The organism is Janthinobacterium darwini, assembly GCF_051380905.1.
GTDB lineage: Bacteria > Pseudomonadota > Gammaproteobacteria > Burkholderiales > Burkholderiaceae_D > Janthinobacterium.
Genome location: NZ_JBNYXX010000001.1, coordinates 3,145,374 through 3,161,401 on the forward strand (window position 1 = coordinate 3,145,374; position 16,028 = coordinate 3,161,401).

15 protein-coding genes are annotated in these 16,028 nt (G+C 61.3%); 5 read left to right on the plus strand and 10 right to left on the minus strand.

What is annotated here, in order from left to right; genetic code table 11:
* Window positions 1-13: 13 nt before the first annotated feature.
* Window positions 14-5,776 (minus strand): alpha-2-macroglobulin family protein, encoded by a 5,763-nt coding sequence (locus ACQ4WZ_RS14465; protein ID WP_436573743.1) that lies wholly within the window; start codon window positions 5,774-5,776, stop codon window positions 14-16.
* Window positions 5,777-6,247: 471 nt separating this feature from the next.
* Between ACQ4WZ_RS14465 and ACQ4WZ_RS14470 the strand changes: the two genes are divergently transcribed.
* Window positions 6,248-7,273 (plus strand): OmpA family protein, encoded by a 1,026-nt coding sequence (locus ACQ4WZ_RS14470; protein WP_101480364.1) that lies wholly within the window; start codon window positions 6,248-6,250, stop codon window positions 7,271-7,273.
* Between the two features lie 70 nt (window positions 7,274-7,343).
* Window positions 7,344-8,291 (plus strand): YihY/virulence factor BrkB family protein, encoded by a 948-nt coding sequence (locus tag ACQ4WZ_RS14475; protein WP_436573744.1) that lies wholly within the window; start codon window positions 7,344-7,346, stop codon window positions 8,289-8,291.
* A gap of 62 nt (window positions 8,292-8,353) precedes the next feature.
* Here the strand turns inward: ACQ4WZ_RS14475 and ACQ4WZ_RS14480 are convergent, their stop codons facing one another.
* From ACQ4WZ_RS14480 to ACQ4WZ_RS14490, 3 genes are all read right to left on the minus strand, one after another.
* Window positions 8,354-9,445 carry an AI-2E family transporter gene (locus ACQ4WZ_RS14480; protein ID WP_436573745.1) on the minus strand — a complete coding sequence of 364 codons (1,092 nt, stop codon included), beginning with the start codon at window positions 9,443-9,445 and terminating at the stop codon, window positions 8,354-8,356.
* A gap of 177 nt (window positions 9,446-9,622) precedes the next feature.
* Window positions 9,623-9,934, minus strand: a complete 312-nt coding sequence (locus ACQ4WZ_RS14485) for a BON domain-containing protein (protein WP_034786324.1) — start codon at window positions 9,932-9,934, stop codon at window positions 9,623-9,625.
* 81 nt (window positions 9,935-10,015) lie between these two features.
* Window positions 10,016-10,570, minus strand: a complete 555-nt coding sequence (locus tag ACQ4WZ_RS14490; RefSeq protein ID WP_046682431.1) for a hypothetical protein — start codon at window positions 10,568-10,570, stop codon at window positions 10,016-10,018.
* A gap of 266 nt (window positions 10,571-10,836) precedes the next feature.
* Between ACQ4WZ_RS14490 and ACQ4WZ_RS14495 the strand changes: the two genes are divergently transcribed.
* From ACQ4WZ_RS14495 to ACQ4WZ_RS14505, 3 genes are all read left to right on the plus strand, one after another.
* Window positions 10,837-11,283 (plus strand): outer membrane lipoprotein, encoded by a 447-nt coding sequence (locus ACQ4WZ_RS14495; protein ID WP_070278587.1) that lies wholly within the window; start codon window positions 10,837-10,839, stop codon window positions 11,281-11,283.
* Between the two features lie 67 nt (window positions 11,284-11,350).
* On the plus strand, window positions 11,351-11,503 hold the full coding sequence (locus ACQ4WZ_RS14500) for a DUF3309 family protein (protein WP_092800820.1): 153 nt from the start codon (window positions 11,351-11,353) through the stop codon (window positions 11,501-11,503).
* 44 nt (window positions 11,504-11,547) lie between these two features.
* Window positions 11,548-11,850 carry a hypothetical protein gene (locus ACQ4WZ_RS14505; protein WP_436573746.1) on the plus strand — a complete coding sequence of 101 codons (303 nt, stop codon included), beginning with the start codon at window positions 11,548-11,550 and terminating at the stop codon, window positions 11,848-11,850.
* 133 nt (window positions 11,851-11,983) lie between these two features.
* On the opposite strand, the gene ACQ4WZ_RS14510 is transcribed toward ACQ4WZ_RS14505, so the two are convergent.
* From ACQ4WZ_RS14510 to ACQ4WZ_RS14535, 6 genes are all read right to left on the minus strand, one after another.
* On the minus strand, window positions 11,984-13,141 hold the full coding sequence (locus tag ACQ4WZ_RS14510; RefSeq protein WP_436573747.1) for a patatin-like phospholipase family protein: 1,158 nt from the start codon (window positions 13,139-13,141) through the stop codon (window positions 11,984-11,986).
* A 146-nt stretch (window positions 13,142-13,287) separates the two neighbouring features.
* On the minus strand, window positions 13,288-13,626 hold the full coding sequence (locus tag ACQ4WZ_RS14515) for a hypothetical protein (protein ID WP_071078646.1): 339 nt from the start codon (window positions 13,624-13,626) through the stop codon (window positions 13,288-13,290).
* 73 nt (window positions 13,627-13,699) lie between these two features.
* Window positions 13,700-14,086, minus strand: coding sequence for a phage holin family protein (locus ACQ4WZ_RS14520; RefSeq protein ID WP_101480360.1), 387 nt, complete (start codon window positions 14,084-14,086; stop codon window positions 13,700-13,702).
* Window positions 14,087-14,104: 18 nt separating this feature from the next.
* The gene (locus ACQ4WZ_RS14525) at window positions 14,105-14,407 is read right to left on the minus strand and encodes an ElaB/YgaM/YqjD family protein (RefSeq protein ID WP_034786336.1); all 303 of its coding nucleotides are present in this window, start codon (window positions 14,405-14,407) and stop codon (window positions 14,105-14,107) included.
* Window positions 14,408-14,465: 58 nt separating this feature from the next.
* Entirely contained in the window at window positions 14,466-15,002 is a 537-nt protein-coding gene (locus ACQ4WZ_RS14530) for a ferritin-like domain-containing protein (RefSeq protein ID WP_436573748.1), read from the minus strand.
* A 91-nt stretch (window positions 15,003-15,093) separates the two neighbouring features.
* Window positions 15,094-15,993 carry an OmpA family protein gene (locus ACQ4WZ_RS14535; RefSeq protein WP_101480359.1) on the minus strand — a complete coding sequence of 300 codons (900 nt, stop codon included), beginning with the start codon at window positions 15,991-15,993 and terminating at the stop codon, window positions 15,094-15,096.
* Window positions 15,994-16,028: the final 35 nt, after the last annotated feature.

Consider the following 16,028-nt stretch of genomic DNA (forward strand, 5'->3'; position numbering starts at 1 on the left):
ACAGTCTTACCTCTCACTGCCCGACCTTCACATTCGAGTTCGGCGACTCGCCAAACATCTCGGGCGAATACATGGCTTCGATGCGCGTGGCAGGCAGGCTGAAGTCGCCCGCATTGTTTAGGCGCACCGTGTATTCCACGCTCCAGTTACCCTTCGGCACGAAGGCGTAATAGGCGCGGAAGGCGTCGAAGGCCCGTTCCTCGAACGTAGGCCAGACCCAGCCGGTGGATTTTTCGCTGGCCGTCATCAGCTGCGAATCGCGCCCCAGGCCATTGCCCAGCACTGTAGCGCTGGCGGGAATCGGGTCGTCGACCACCACCCAGCTCATGTCCGCCTGCGCCGACAAGTCCAGGCGCACGCGGTACACATCGCCGCGCGACCATACGCCAGTGGTTCTCTGTTCCACGGGCGTAATGGTCTTCTTGATCGTGTAACCGCTCGACACGGGCGCCTTGAGCGGGATGGCCGCCAGGCTTTGCACGGTGGCCCAAGGCTTGCCCGTGCCGCTGTGGGCCAGGCCCAGGGTATCCATGCCCTTCGGCCACGCTTGCAGCACGGGGCCGACTTTCGCGGCGCCGTTCCACACGAGCGCTTGCGTGTCGCTGCCCAGCTTCACGGCGCTGGCGCCCGTCACGGGAGTGGACTCGAACTTGGCCGAGAATTTGGCAATCGCCAGGGTACCCCAGGCGTTGGCCACCGTGGTATCCCAACGGCCCTTTTTCTGGCGGCCCATGCTGCCGCGCACGAGGCGGCCGATGTCATCCTTCCACGCCGGGTCGTCCATCACGGCCAGCAGCAGTCGGTTGGCGTTGACGTCGCCGGAGACCATCAGCCACCACCAGTTATCCTTGCGCTCGGTGGAAAAGCCCATGGTCGTGCCCTGGAAATTCAGGCGCGAACGCAAAATCTGCTGCGCCTCGGCCAGCAGCGCATCGCGGCGCGCCAGGCTTGGCGTGCGTTGCAACAACAAGCTCCAGTCGATGACAGCGGAAGTGGGCCACAGGTTCGGACTGATGCTGATGCTCTCCAAGGCATCGGGTGGCACTTTGTTGGAACGCGACAGTGCTTCCAGCGCGGCCAGCTTGCGCACGGCCAGGTCGGTCGTGGCCAGCGCAGAGCGGCGCACGATGCGGCCCTGCACGAAGGCGGTCAAGGCTTCTTCCATGCGGTTCTTCGTCTGCTCGGGAATTGCATAGCCCGCTTCCCTGCTTGCCGACAGCACATACGCCGTCAGGCTGTCACTGCCCTGCTCCATGATGGGGAAATATTTCAGCATGCCATCGCTGTCCAGGTAGGCGGGCAAGCTGGCGGCCAGCTTGTTCCACGCATCCTGGTCTTGCAGGGCGATGGCTTTCGAGGTGTTCTGCTCGAAGCAGGTGTAGGGGTAGGCGGCCATGTACTCGCGCACTCCGGGCAGCTCGCCGCCCAGCTTGGCGACAAAGCTGGTCTGGATACCGCCCCGGCCAGGCAAGGCACCGGCCGGCATCTGCACCGACATATTCACCGGCTTTTCTAACTGCAGCAAGGTGGCCTGGTAGGTGCGCACGGGGGTGGCCTGGCCTACCTTTTGCGTGATTTTCAGTTTATCCGTATGGCTGCCCGCTTTCGCGCTAATCTCCCACACGACAGTTTGCGCGCCAAGCGGCACCTGGTAATCCCAGCCCACTTCGCGCGCTTCGCCCGCCGCCAAGGTCAAGTTCTGGCGCGGCTGCGCCTTGCCGGCCGCCGTTGCATTGAGTTCCACGCTCAAGGATGCGGCCGAGGTGTTGCGCACGGTGAATCCTGCGCGCAACTGGTCGCCTTCACGCACGAGGGTCGGCAAGCCGGACATCAGGATCAGGTCTTGCGAACTGCGGATATCCGTGCTGCCCGTGCCAAACAATTCCTTGCCCGCGCTGGCGATGGCGACGATGCGAAACGCCGTCAGCGAGTCGTTCAGCGGTACTTGCACCGTGGCTTCGCCCTTGGCGTCGAGCTTGACGGTACCCTTCCAGAACAGCAGGGTGTCGAACAGTTCGCGGCTGGCGCCCTTGCCGCCGCCACCGCCGGCCGGGAAGGCCTTGCGGCCGAAGTGACGCTTGCCGATCACCTGCATCTGCGCCGTCGCCGTTTCCACCTGCAGGCTGCGCTGTGCCATCATGGTGTCGAGCAATTTCCAGCTATCGTTGGGCATGAGTTCCAGCAAGCCCGTATCGACAGCTGCCAGCGCCACTTCCGCGCCAGCTGGCAAGGCTTTGCCATCGGCGCGGCGCACGCGCACGGACACCTCTGCCTTGTCGCGCGTTTTATACACTTCCTTGTCGGACACCACCATGACGTTCAGCTCATGCGCCTGCCACCCCACGTTCAGGGGCGCGATGCCCATCTTGTAGGCTGGCTTGCCCAGGTCGACCAGGGCCGTCGGCTGCACGCCATCCACCCTGCCCCGCACGACAAACACGGAGACATACACATTTGGCGCGTAGTTCGGTTTGACCGGGATATTCACCACCGGTTCCCGGCCATTGAGCTGGCGCACATAGGTGTCGAGGATGCCTTCGCGCTCGACCGTGATCAGCGCCGTGCCCGAGCGGAACGGCATGCGCACTTGCAAGCTCGCTTCCTGGCCCGGTTCATAGCGTTTCTTTTCAGGCAAAACGTCGATGCGGTCATTGTCGCTGGCGTTGAACCACCAGTCGCCGCTGCCGGCCACCCAGGTTTCGCGATTGGCGACTGCCGCGTTGCCGGACGCATCCTGCGTGCGGGCGCGCAGAATCAAATTGCCGCTGGCCGGTGCCTTCACGTCGCAGACCAGCAAGCCCTTGTTGTCCGTCTTGCCAGTGCAGGCGGAACCCAGCTTGACGATTTCGCTGCTGTTTTCATACGCATAGAAACCACCGATCAGGCGGCGGCGGTGCGAATAGCTGTTGCGCTGAAAGAAGTCGACGGCCACGGCCGCGTTTGCCACGGGCTTGCCATTGGTGCCCAGCACGGCCACTGTGAACTTGAAGGCATCCTTGCTCAAGGCCCAGGCGTCTGGCTTGATGCCGATCACATAGTTCGATGGCCACAGCGGCACGCGCGTGGCGACGGAAGCCGTCTCGCCATTCGCATCCTGGAAAGCCATTTCCGCCACCAGGTCACGCGGCGCGGACAGCTGCGGCAGCTGGTCGATGACGATGCGCGCGCCGCCCGCCTTGTCCAGGGTCAAGCTTTGCGTGCGCGCGGCCGTGGCGCCGGGGCCCGCTGGCCCGCCATTGCCTTCGTCCTGCCATTCGCCCTCATCGTCGTCATAGCCCGTGCCCTGTTTCACCAGGCCTTCTTTCACGTCGCCATTGCTGAAGCTGACATCGGGATAATCGGGAAAAGTCACGCTCTTGTCCTGCAGCACCGTGCGCAGCTTGACGGGCGCGTTGGTGGCGGCGCCGCCGGCCAGATACGTGATTTGCGCATCCAGGGCCAGCTGTTTCGCCTGCACGGCGGGCGCTTTCGGGCCCTGCAGCACGGCTTTCATGGTGGGCACGCGGAACGCTTCCACACGGAAACTGCCGGACGGGCGGCCCGCCATGGTCACGCTGTATTCGCCCTGCTTGGCGTCGGCGGGAATGAGCCAGTCGCTTTCCGCCGTGCCGCTGGCCGACCAGCGCAGGGGCAGCTGGTAATTCTGGTCGCTGCCCTGGTGCGTGATGACGACGGAAGTGGCGCTGCCGGGGCCGTTGTTCCTGTCGACCAGGCTCATGCCTTCGGCCGTGTGCTTGCGGATGAAATGCTTCATGTGCACGGTTTCGCCGGCGCGCAGCAAGGTGCGGTCAAATACCGTGGCAAGCAAAGTGTTGTCGGCGCGCGTGTCGTCCGTAGGCAAATTGAAGCGCCAGGCTTCGATGCCACCCACCCAGTCCGACAGGGTGAACGTCATGTCGCCGCCGCTGCGCGCACTGATAAAGTAGCGGCCATTGTTCTTGCAGCTGGAATTGGCCAGCTCGCCGGGGATGTGCGCCACGCCGTCCGCGCCCGTGGCGCCTTGCCACAGCAGCTTGCCGGCGCAGTCGCGCACGGCCACTTGTGCTTTCGCAACAGGCGCGCCCTTGTCCAGCGACGTTACCCACACGAGTGACGATTGCGCACCGTGCTTGAAGTGGGCCGCCAGGTTGGTCACCAGCGCGGCAGTGCGGATGTAGGCCGTGGTCGGTTTACCCAGCAGCACCTTGCCCAGGATGGGGCTGGCCAGCTCGACCACGTAAAAGCCTGGTTTCTGCAGCGGAATGCCGATCACTTCAAAGGTTTTCTTGCCATCGGGGCGCGGCAGGCTGATGGGGCGCGTGCCGGCGGCACCGGCCAGCACGGATTTGCTCATGTTGCCAGCATACTGGGCATACGGTTGCCAGTATTCGCCCCCGTCGCCATTGCCGGCCAGGCGCTGCATCCACTCGATGATGAATTTGTCGTCATTGTCGGGCACGCGCAAGGTGGCGCCCGTGGCGGCCGATGCCGGTGCCGATTCCCTGGCGATTTCCTTGCCCGACAGCACGGGCTCGATATTGCGCACCGTGACGGGCAGCAAGCCGTCGCCCTTGGCTTCGATGATACCGAACGGGGCCGGGAACTTCAGCAGCGGCGGCTGTTCGCCCGTGCGCACCGTCATGGGGAAGCGCGCGCGGTTGAGCAAGGCACGGCCCGCGTCGTCCGTGAGTTTCGGCGGCAGGTTCAGGACAAAACTGGCTTGCACGGGAAATGGCCCGTTAAACGTCACGTCTTGTACAAATTCCGCTTTTTCCTCTTCCTTCGAGATCGTTGGCGCATACGTCTTGCCGCCCCCTGTCAGGGTCATGGCGCGCACCAGCGACGCTTTCACGGGCGCGGAAAACTGCAAGCGCATGGGCAGGAAGGGGATGCACTGTTCCTTCGGGTTGCTGCGTTCGCAACTGAACTTGGCCGTAAAATCGGGACGCGTCTTGAACTGCAGGGTTTGCGCCTTCTCCGTGGCGATGCCGCTGGCGCTGGCGATGCCCTCGCCCCAGACCAGGGAGACCTTGGCGTTGGCGGGGAAGCTGCGCTTGCATTGCAGCACGGTGACGGGCAACGGCGGCGCACCCTTGCTGGCGACGGGCATACCCACTTTCCACAGCGTGCCCCGCTTCTTGAAGTACACGGTCAAGTAGCGGTCGAGAAAGCTCTTGCGCAGGGTCAATACCTGCTCCAGCTCCTTGCCCACAAGCCGCCGCACGGGAATCTTTTCATTGATGCCATCGGCGCGGCAATATGCATTCGCGGCCACGCTGGCCTCGTTTGGCACGGCGTCCAGGCCCAGCACGAAGATCTGGTTTTCATCGATATACGGCTGGCCGTCATAGGGTACAGCCTCGACGATGGCCGGGCCTCCCGTGGAAAAGCGGTAGGACGTCGTCCCTTGCAAGGGCTTGCCCGCCAGGTCCTTCAGCCCCGCTTTCAAGGTAAAGCTGCATGCTACGCCGGCCGGCAAGTCGCGCTCGAAATCATAGTTCCAGTTGCGCTCGTCGGCCCAACGCCCCGCACCCGCCACGACGGCAGGCTCGGCCTTGCCGCAATCGATGGCGAACGGCGCGGGCAAACCCATGTCGCCGAACGGCACCATCGGCGTGGCGAACTGGGCCCGCACCTGGCGCACGGCCTTGACCGTGCCACTGGGCGAAAACAGGGACACGCCGCTATCGGCCCAGGCCGGCGTCGCCATGCCCGGTGACAGCAGCAGGCACAGCAGACCCAGCGGGCCCACTTTGCCAGCAAGCGGGGAAGAAAAGATACGGGACAGGTCAGGCACGGGTGACTCCTTGATGAAAAGTGGCGGAGCTGGCTGCGGCGCGCAAAAGTTGCCCGGAGGAAGCCCGGCAAGGCAACAGAACGCGGCAAGAATACAACATCAATGTAATATTAGTTATCAAGCTCATCATTGTTGCTAATATACAGTGGCACGCGGGTAACAAGTCGTACGATTGCCGCTGGTCGCGCCCCCGGGAAGTGCCTGTGATTGCAAAAGTTTCCCGAGGCAAATTAGTTTTTTTCAACACTGAAGTCTTTGTCGTGAATCTGCAACATCATTGATATACCACAATGCTTTGTGCGCTAACGCACGGAACTTGCGAACCTGCCATCGTATTCTCTAGTCCAACAGCAGTGCATTTATCGCAAGAAAGCGCACCTGGAATTGTTGTCTATCTCTAGCAATAGCATGTCTGGCAGTAGTCGCATTGATGCAATAGAGAAAATCTCTTATCAACGTTGGGAGTTACTTGTGAATAAACTAAAAAAAATCGCCGTTGCCGCCGCAGTTCTGTGCTCCGCCCTCGGCGCACAGGCCCAGGAAATCAATCCTTCCTGGTACATTCAACCTAGCCTCAACGCACTCAAGCCAGATTCCGACTTCGCCACGGATAAAACCGGCTATGGCGCAGGCTTGCGTTTCGGTAAACCCGTTTCCCAGGACTGGGATATCCAATTGGGCACCACGTATGCCCGCTCCAAGGATGGCGGTCAGCGCTACCAGCAAAATACGCTGGGCGTAGACGGTCTGTACATGTTCTCTCGCAAAGCCTTCCGCCCCTTCCTGCTGGTCGGTGCCGGCATGCAGCGCGACAAGGACACCAGCTTCGCTTTCGGTGAACGCAGCAAGAGCTCGCCATACGCGAGCGTGGGCCTGGGCTTCCAGTCCACCATCACCGATCAACTGTCGTTCCAGGCCGACGTGCGCAATGTGCACGGTTTCCTGCGTGGCAATACCTTCGATCCGAGCAGCAAGTCCAACAACTACTACGTGACCTTGGGCCTGAACTTCGCGTTCGACAAACCACCTGCACCGCCACCACCACCGCCACCGCCGCCAGTACGCGAGGAAGTCGTCGTGGTCGTGCCGCCGCCACCGCCACCACCGCCACCGCGCTTTGAAAAAGTGACGATGGCAGCAACGGAACTGTTCGCGTTCGACAGCGCCAAGCTGGGTCCGACACAGACCAAGCTCGACGAAATCGCCCGCGTGCTGAACGCAGCGCCGGACGTCAACAACGTCGTCATCAGTGGTTATGCCGACCGCATCGGTTCGCCCAAGTACAATCTGAAACTGTCGCAGCAGCGCGCTGATGCAGTCAAGGAATACCTGGTCGCTAACGGTGTCGCCGCCAACCGCCTGACGGCCGAAGGCAAGGGCTCCACCAATCCTGTCGTCACCTGCAATAACAAGAAGCGTGCCGACCTGATCAAGTGCCTGGAACCAAACCGCCGCGTTGAAGTGGAACAAATCACTATCGAACGCCGCGTGCAGTAAGCTGAACAGTGGTACGCCACTTATGAATAAAAAAAGGGGCTCGCGCCCCTTTTTTGCATTGAAAGCCATCATGAATTTTTCTACCCGCTATCCCAGACTGGCCGGCCTGGCACCGTTCAGCAAACAGATGCGCAGTGTCCTCGTCTGTTCCGTCACCGAATGGCTGGAACACCGCGCCTCAAGCAAGGGCGCGGCCCTCGCCTACTACACCCTGTTTTCCATCGCCCCCATCCTCGTGCTGGTGATTGCCATCGCCGGCTTTTTCTATGGACCGGCCGCCGCGCGCGGCGAGCTGATGGGGCAACTGCAAGGTTTGCTGGGCACGCAGGGCGCCGAAGCCATCCAGTTGGTGCTGGCTGGCGCAAAGAACCATGAACAGGGGCGCATCGCCACCCTGATCGCCAGCGCCCTGCTGCTGTTTGGCGCCACCAGCGTGTTTGCCGAACTGAAAGCCAGTCTCGATGAAATCTGGCAAGTGCCGCCGCTGAAGGAAGCGGGCGCCTGGGACATGCTGCGCACGCGTTTGCTGTCCTTCGGCCTGGTGCTGGTGCTGGCCTTCCTGCTAATGGTGTCGCTGGTAGTCAACGCCGCCATGGCCATCCTCGCCAACTTCTGGGAAGGCGTGTGGAAAGACACAGCCGTGCTGTTTACCATATTGTCGAACCTGATCGGCTTTGCCGTCATCGCCAGCCTGTTCGCCGTCATCTATAAAATGCTGCCGCGCGTGCGCCTGTCCTGGCGCGACGTGTTGATCGGAGCCGTGGGCACGGCTTTCATGTTTTCCTTGGGCAAATATGCCATAGGCGTGTATATCGGCAATAGCGGCGTGGCCAGCAGCTATGGCGCGGCCGGTTCGCTGGTAGCCCTGCTGCTGTGGGTGTATTACTCGGCGCAAATCTTCTTCCTGGGCGCCGAATTCACGCGCCAGTTCGCCCTCCAGCTGGGCAGCATGAAGGATATGCCGAAGACGGACGACGGCGATGTGCAATTCAAGATACTGAAACGCCACCAGTCGTAAATCAGCATTCCAGATGCAACAACGGCGCCCGCGGGCGCCGTTGGCTTTGGCGCTGAGGCAAGCTATTCGCCCAGCAGTTCCGCCACCACTTCCATGCCCTGCACGCGCTCGGCCACCACCTTCACGATGACGATGATGGGCACGCCCAGCAGCAAGCCCCAGACGCCCCACAGCCAGCCCCAGAACAGCAGGCTGATGAAGACGGCAGTGGGATTCATGCGGGCAATGCGCCCCGTCATCCAGGTGGTAACAAAGGTGCCGACCAGGGTGGCGATGGCCATCGAAGTACCCGTCACCAGCAAGACCATTTGCAGCGATTCGAACTGTAAAAAAGCCACCAGCCCCGTGGCGATGGTGATAAGCAAGGGGCCGAAATACGGCATGATGTGCAGCAAGCCGGCCACGATGGCCCAGGCGCCCGCATTTTCCAGGCCGATCACGCGCAAGGCGATCCACATCAGGACGGCCAGCAAGCCATTCGTGACGAGCAGCATGAACATATAGTTCTGAATCGAGGTGTTGATGTCTTCCAGGATGTGCACGGTGACCTTCTTGCGGCTCAGCGACGGTCCCGTTAGCTTGACGAGCTTGCGCTTGAAGGTATCGCCCGACAGCAGCAGGAAAAACACGAGAAAGATGACCATGGTCGCCTGGCTGAGGAAGCCCACCAGGCCCAGCGAACCGGCCCAGACCCAGTCCATGATCTTGAAATTGGGTGCCTCGGCAGCGGCGGCGCGGCGGTTGTTGCGGCGCGCTTCGGCGCCGGCGGCCACTTGCTCGATTTCATTGGCGACGGCCTGCATCTTCTGGAAGGTGCTGTTCTTGCCGCCCGTACTGGCGGCAATCAGGCGCGACAGCTTGTGCGTGGCGGCTGGCAACTCTTCAACGATGGATTCAAATTCGCCCTGCACGCGCTCGACCACGACGATGGAGCCGAACAGTATCAGGGCCGTGACGGCAGTGGCGCCGATGGCGCGCGGCAGGCGCAGCTTTTCCAGCCAGCCGACAACGGGATTGAGGGTGTAGGCAATAAAAATGCCGAAGATGACGGGAATGAGGAATTTCTGCGCCCACTGCAGCGCATAGATGAAGCTGACAGTAGCGATGATGCCCAGGGCCAGGCCTCGCGCATTGACATGCAGAGGCAGGCGCAAGGATGCGTCCAGGTGCTCTGTGGGCATACCTGAAGGTGGCCCGGCAGGCTCGGTGGAGGCAGCCACCACCGGCTCGGGCGGGGTATCTGAAGGCTGGATATGCATGCGATTCCCGCAACGGTCGGTGGAGGGCCGCAGTGCCAGCCGTGGAGCCGGGCACTGCGGCAGGTCATGCCATTACTTGACGCGGATGTCGTTTTTCACCGACTTCACGCCCTTGACGCCACGGGTAATTTCGCCCGCTTTGGCGGCATCGGCTGGCTGGGCAACGAAGCCGCTCAGCTGAACCACACCCTTGAAGGTTTCAACGTTGATTTCCGTCGATTTCAGGGTAGGCTCATTGAAGATGCTGGCTTTCACTTTGGTGGTGATGGCCGCGTCGTCGATGTACTCGCCCGTGCCTTCTTTGGTTGGAGTCGAAGCGCAACCTGCAACAGCGAACAGGGAAGCGACGAAAAGGCCAGTAGCGATAGATTTAGTAAATTTCATGGTTTTTCCTTAGGAGTGGTCAATCAATGTGCTCACAATGAGCTTCTTATACCAGTGTGGTGACTGCGCGCCAAATGGCGTTCAGTAGCCAAACTGGGTTTTTGCAGCCTTGATACAGTCATCCTTGGCTGCGCCGGCTAATGCATCGCATTTTTCTGTAGCGACCTTGTACTCGGCTTTTCTTTTTGCTTCACGCGCATCGCTGCGCGCTTCGATGACTTTCTTGTCCGCCTTGGCGTCGGCCAGGGCCGCCACCTTGGTGGACTTGGCCAGCTTGACGCAGACATCCTTGTCGTTGCCCGTCAGCGCATTGCAGCGGGCCAGGTCGACGTCGTAATTGGCATCGGCAATCTTGATGCGCGCCTTGGTGTAGGCACGCAGGGTATTCGTATATTGGGCCTGCGCCACTGCTTCATCGTAAGTGCGCACGGCCTTCGCTTCGGCGATGCAGACATCCTTCGGGTTGCCCGTGATTTTTTCGCATTCCGCATGTGCAAGCTTGTAATTCAGGCCAGCCTGTTCATTGGCCGCCTTGTAGGCTGCTTTCGCTTCCGGCGTGGCGGCCACTGCCTGGCCGCCCCAGGCGGCGCACGCCAGGCTGACAACGATGGCGGTGAAAAGCTTATTTTTATTCATGTATTTCTCCCTGGTGGTGACAAGCATGTCTGCTTGGCATGACTACCGTTTTACGTGGATCGTCGCCTCTCTTCTGTACGCTGCCGTACACAAGTAATTTATTTTAGAACTTGGAGGCAGACTGGGATAAATAACAACGTTTTGGTGAATCGCACGGGGGAAAGAATGTCATTTAGATACGAAATAAGTGCGTGCGGCAGCGTACAGACCGGGGACAGGGGCATGACTAAGATGGCACTACACCCTCACCTCGTCAGGAGAATAAAATGAAAACCAATGCCACCTTGGCTGCACTGATGCTCGCTGCCACCGCCGTACTGAGCGGTTGCGCCACCGGCCCTTCCCAGTCACAACAATATTATCCGGCCAACCAGCCTGAGTCCGCCATGTATGGCACCGTCGATTCCATCCAGATCGTGCAGGGTGGCGGTCAAACCAGTGGCGCCGGCGCCGTGGTCGGCGGCATTGCCGGCGCCCTGCTGGGCAATACCATAGGCTCGGGCGGTGGACGCACGGCCGCCACCGTCGCGGGCGCCGTTGCCGGCGGCGTGGTCGGCAACCAGGTGGAAGGCCGCAGGCAGCAAGCGCAGGCCTACCAGATCAGCGTGCGCCTCGACAATGGCGAATACCGCACCGTGGTGCAGGACAATGCGAATGACTTGCGCCCAGGCAACCGCGTGCGCGTCGTTGATGGCCGCGTCTACCGCTATTAATTCTCGGCGGAGCTTGCCAGCAGGCGTCCGCCATCCCGCATACATCGTACGATAACAAGGAGTTGCCATGGGCACCATCATTCTGATCATCTTGATCCTGGCCCTGGTCGGCGTCCTGCCTACCTGGCCGCATAGCCGCAACTGGGGTTACGGCCCCAGCGGCGTCGCCGGCCTGGTCGTCGTGATACTGATCCTGCTATTACTGACAGGCAGGTTGTAAAAAAAGGCGCTGCGGCGCCTTTCTTATTTTGAGGAGGAAAGATCATGACTACCCACAACACCCTATTGAGCGTCCTGTTCGCCTGTAGCCTGGCCCCACTGGCGCTGGCCCAGACAGCCATGCCACAGCCGGGCGACCCGCAACGCTGGTACCAGGAAGACAGCACGGCGCAAGCCCAGCTGCGCACCTTGCGCAAGGAGATTGCCGCCGCCCTGGCCGAGGCAAAAAAAGCCTGCCGTTTGGAACCGTCCGCCACGCAGGCCACTTGCCTGAAGGATGCGCAAGACACTTACCGGCAAGACATGGCGAACGCGGAAAAACTGCGCGTAGCGGCCCATCCGCAGTGATGAACACGTTATTGCGACGTCTGACAAAACCGTCGCCAGCGGAAGGGAGAGGTGGCCAGGAAGCGCCACCGCACGAAGGTACGGTGCGCATCGCAGGCCGCCTATACCGACACGCAGCAGGTTTTGACAGGCGTCACAAAACGGCGTCGCGTTCGTACGGGGGCAACTCGTGCACCACGAGTGGCGTGTCTTGCGTGACAAAAGCGAGCCAGCCGGCCGCCTTGATCGCGCGCAAGCCATCCTGGTAGCCCTGCTCCCAGCGCCACTCGATGGAGCCTCTGGAGAAATTGATGTCCTTGGCCGCCATATGCCAGTCGCGCCCCGCATATGGCAGGCGCACGATGTGCATGGTGCTGTCGCAGCCCAGCGCTACCAGTTCTTCCGTCTGCTGGCGGTTGTGTGCCGTATCAGGCAGCTTGGCGTACAGTTCGCGCAATTTGCGCTGCAAGGTGTGCGTACTGACATAATCGGCGATATGCCGCTTCGACCGCGAGGCGAAGGTCACATCTTTTTGCCGCGTCTGCACTTCATCCAGTGTGGTCGGTTCCGGGCCTTCCGAACTCCACAGGTCGACCATGAAGACCAGGGTGTCGACGTGGGGCGTGTCGTCGAGCACGGTTTCCAGCGGCGTATTCGAATACAGGCCGCCATCCCAGTACAGGTCGCCATCGACGCGCACGCCGGCAAAGCCAGGCGGCAAGGCGCCACTGGCGCGGATATGCTCCGCCGTCAGCGGCTGTTGCAGGCTGTCGAAACTGGTGAGGCTGCCGCATTTGACGCGCAGGGCATTGACCGTCAGGCGCATGCCGCCCGGCTGGTTCAGGTAATCGAAATCGACCAGTTCATCGAGGGTGCTGGCCAGTTCGCTGGTGTCATAAAAACTCGCTTCTTCCGGCTTGACGGCGATTCCTGCGGAAAACAGGCTGAAGGCGCGCGGCTTGAAGAAGCCGGGCACGCCGCGCAGCACCGTATCGAGCGTGGCCAGCCAGATGTTCGAGCGGCGCTGCTGGTCTGAAACGAGGTTCATGTCGATGCTGTCGCGGTGCGCCACGCGCTGCCAGAACTGTTTCAAGCGCACCAGCCTGTCCTCGTGCTTGTTGCCGGCCAAAATGGCGGCATTGATGGCGCCGATCGAAGTGCCCACCACCCAGTCGGGCGCCAGGCCATGTTCGTGCAGCGCGTGGTAGACGCCGGCCTGGTAGGCGCCCAGTGCGCCGCCGCCCTGCAGCACCAGCACGATGCGCAGGCGCGAGGGATTTAACTGATTGATCGGTGTCTTCGTATGCGTCATCAAGATGGTCCCTCTGTTTGCCGCGGGGAATGCGGCGTGAATCATTGTAAGGGATTGTCCCCGCGCTTGCGTCCGCGCTTGTGGCGGACCTTGTGTACGGGCAAAAAAAAACGCCGTCGATGACGGCGCTCCAGGCAATTCCAGCGTCAGCGCTTGCGGCGCAGCCAGCTGGCGGCAACGGCGGCCACGGCCACGAGGACCAGGGCCGGCTTGACCAGCTTCTTGCGCCCGATAAACGATAGCGCCGTCAGCACGTAGGGCATGGCGCCTTGCAAGCGCATGCCACCAGGCGCCAGCAAGGATTCGACGCGGTGGCCGGCAAAGCCGACGGCCGTCTCGACCACGCCCTGCAGCAGCGATTCGGGACGCAATGCATAACCCACGTTGGCGCGCGCATGCACGATGCCCACGCGGTACATTTCGCCCTGGGCGATCAGCAGGCGCTTGCGGGCGGCTTGCGCCGCCAGTTTGTCGTTTTCCGACATGAATTCTCCTCGTAAGGCAGGCTGGACATGGCGAGACCCGCCGGCACAGGTCCGGCTGGTACCCGCCAGCAGCTTACATCAGCATGTCGCGGTCGGCCTTCAATTCCGCCATGGTGGCGGGCATGGACAACTTTCCTTGACGCAGCATGGCGCGCGCATACGTGACCAGCGCGATGGCCAGCAGTACGAACACGACCGTCATGATCGCCAGGATCTTCCAGCCCAGGCTATCCCAGGCCAGGAAAACGATCAGCACGCTGCCGTAAGCGATGGCAAACAAGCCCGCCACCGTCGCCAGCGCGAAAATGACCACCAGCTGCAGCATGTGATTGCGCACTTCCGACAGTTCGATGGTGGCCAGTTCCAGCCGCGACAACATCAGTCCGACGGCGTTCTTGGCCAGGCCGGCGACCGAGCCGATCAATCCCGGCCCCTGGTGAGACGAAGCAGACTTGTCCATATCGCTCCTGACAGTGGATTACTTGCGGCCCAGGATGAAGCCGACCAGCACGCCGACGCCAGCGGCGACGGCCACCGTGCGCCATGGGTTTTCCTTGACATAACCGTCAGCCTGGGAGGCGAGCTGCTTGGTCGCAACGATGGCCGATGCTTGCGCCTCATGCGCCTTGGCCAGCGCGGCGTCCAGGGTTTTCATACCCTTGACGCGCACTTCATCGGCTTTTTCGCCGGTCAGGGCGGCAGCGGCGCTGAACAGGGCTTGCGCATCCTTGACCAGGGTTTTGACATCGTTATTGACGGTGGTGATATTGTTTTCCAACATGGTTTAGCTCCTTAGCTGTGGATGAATGTAGTTACTATACCTACTTTACTCAAAAACACTATTCCATTAGATCGCGCATATCATCGGCGTGCTCTTCCTCGACAGCCATGATTTTGATCAACAAATGGCGTGTGGTCGGGTCTTTGTCGCCAATTTTCACGATCATCTGGCGATACGACTCGATTGCTACCCGTTCCGCGATCAGATTGGCACGCACCATGCTCTGCACGTCTTCGGAGTCATCATACTCGGCATGACTACGCGCAAGCAATGTTGCAGGATTAAAATCTGGCTTGCCATTCAATTGGACGATGCGTTCGGCCAGCCAGTCGGCATGTTCCTGCTCCTGCAGCGCATGCTCGAGGAACTCGGCCTTGATACTGCCATTGTCGCGCCCGCTCACAGTGTAGTAATGGCGTTTATAGCGCGCAATGCACACCAGTTCGGTGGCCAGCGCCCCATTCAACAGGGTGATCAACTCCTCACGGTCGGCTTGGTAGCCGGCCGTCACGGCGCCGTCGTCCAGGTTTTTGGCGGCAGCTCGGATGGCGGCCGTATCGATGCCAGCTGGAATCTCAACAGATGTTGGTGTCATGATGTTTCCTTTCAAGTCTTGCATGGGTATCCACCGGCCGACCTGCGGCCGGTGCTGCCTGGGTACTGCCGCACTCGGCGGCGACCCAATACTATCGGCGGGCGGGAATCGCCGTGTTATCTTCCGACAGAACGATTTCCACCCGGCGATTCAGCTGGCGATTCGCCGCGCTGTCATTGCCGGCGGCCGGATACGCGGCGCCGTAGCCTTTCGTGGCGATGCGGTCGCGGCTGATGCCTTGCTCCAGCAGCGCATTGCGCACGGATTCGGCGCGGCGCTGCGACAATTCCAGATTGTGCGCGGAGCCGCCTGTGCTATCCGTAAAGCCTTCGATCAGCACGGTGCGCTGCGGGTTGTTTTTCAGCACGTCGGCCAGCTTGCGCGCCGTATTCGCGCCATCGGCCGTCAGGTTCGCCTTGTCCGTGCCAAACAGCACGTCGCCCAGGGTGATCACCATGCCGCGTTCGGTTTTCTTGGCGGCCAGGTCGGCCAGCTGCACTTCCAGCGCGGCGGCGCGGGCGGTGGCGTCACGCGCCGACGCTTCGGCCGATTGCGCCTGGGCCTTGGCTGCTTCCGCATCGGCTTGCGCCGCCTGGGCGCGGGCCGTGGCCTGGTCAGCCTGCTGCGTGCGCGCATCAAGGCGCAATTGGTCACGCTGCTTGCCGGCGTTGGCGATATCCGCCTCAGCTGCCTTCTGCTTGGCGACTTCTTGCGCCGTGGCTATCTTTTGCTTGGCCAGGTAGGCCAGCTTGTCGACTTTTTCGCTATCTTCCTGGCGCGTGGCAGCCGCGTTCGCCGCTTCCAGCGCAGCGCTCGCTTCGCGGAACTCACGTGGCGCATAGGTCGACACGATAGGGTTCGATTGCGCCGCCATGTAGTCGCCACGCGTCTGGTCGAGCAGGCTGGTGGTGGTCGGTGCGGAGCTGCAGGCGGCAACAAAAGCGGCCATGGCCAACAGGCCGGGAAGTGTGGTGTAAGTAGTTTTTTTCATGATGGGGTCCTGGTTATTGTTATTAGTTATTGATT

Coding starts and splice junctions, on each gene's coding strand:
- ACQ4WZ_RS14475 (WP_436573744.1), top strand. CDS start 7,344: ATGAATTTTTCTACCCGCTATCCCAGACTGGCCGGCCTGGCACCGTTC.
- ACQ4WZ_RS14485 (WP_034786324.1), bottom strand. CDS start 9,934: ATGAAATTTACTAAATCTATCGCTACTGGCCTTTTCGTCGCTTCCCTG.
- ACQ4WZ_RS14490 (WP_046682431.1), bottom strand. CDS start 10,570: ATGAATAAAAATAAGCTTTTCACCGCCATCGTTGTCAGCCTGGCGTGC.
- ACQ4WZ_RS14495 (WP_070278587.1), top strand. CDS start 10,837: ATGAAAACCAATGCCACCTTGGCTGCACTGATGCTCGCTGCCACCGCC.
- ACQ4WZ_RS14500 (WP_092800820.1), top strand. CDS start 11,351: ATGGGCACCATCATTCTGATCATCTTGATCCTGGCCCTGGTCGGCGTC.
- ACQ4WZ_RS14505 (WP_436573746.1), top strand. CDS start 11,548: ATGACTACCCACAACACCCTATTGAGCGTCCTGTTCGCCTGTAGCCTG.
- ACQ4WZ_RS14510 (WP_436573747.1), bottom strand. CDS start 13,141: ATGACGCATACGAAGACACCGATCAATCAGTTAAATCCCTCGCGCCTG.
- ACQ4WZ_RS14515 (WP_071078646.1), bottom strand. CDS start 13,626: ATGTCGGAAAACGACAAACTGGCGGCGCAAGCCGCCCGCAAGCGCCTG.
- ACQ4WZ_RS14520 (WP_101480360.1), bottom strand. CDS start 14,086: ATGGACAAGTCTGCTTCGTCTCACCAGGGGCCGGGATTGATCGGCTCG.
- ACQ4WZ_RS14525 (WP_034786336.1), bottom strand. CDS start 14,407: ATGTTGGAAAACAATATCACCACCGTCAATAACGATGTCAAAACCCTG.
- ACQ4WZ_RS14530 (WP_436573748.1), bottom strand. CDS start 15,002: ATGACACCAACATCTGTTGAGATTCCAGCTGGCATCGATACGGCCGCC.
- ACQ4WZ_RS14535 (WP_101480359.1), bottom strand. CDS start 15,993: ATGAAAAAAACTACTTACACCACACTTCCCGGCCTGTTGGCCATGGCC.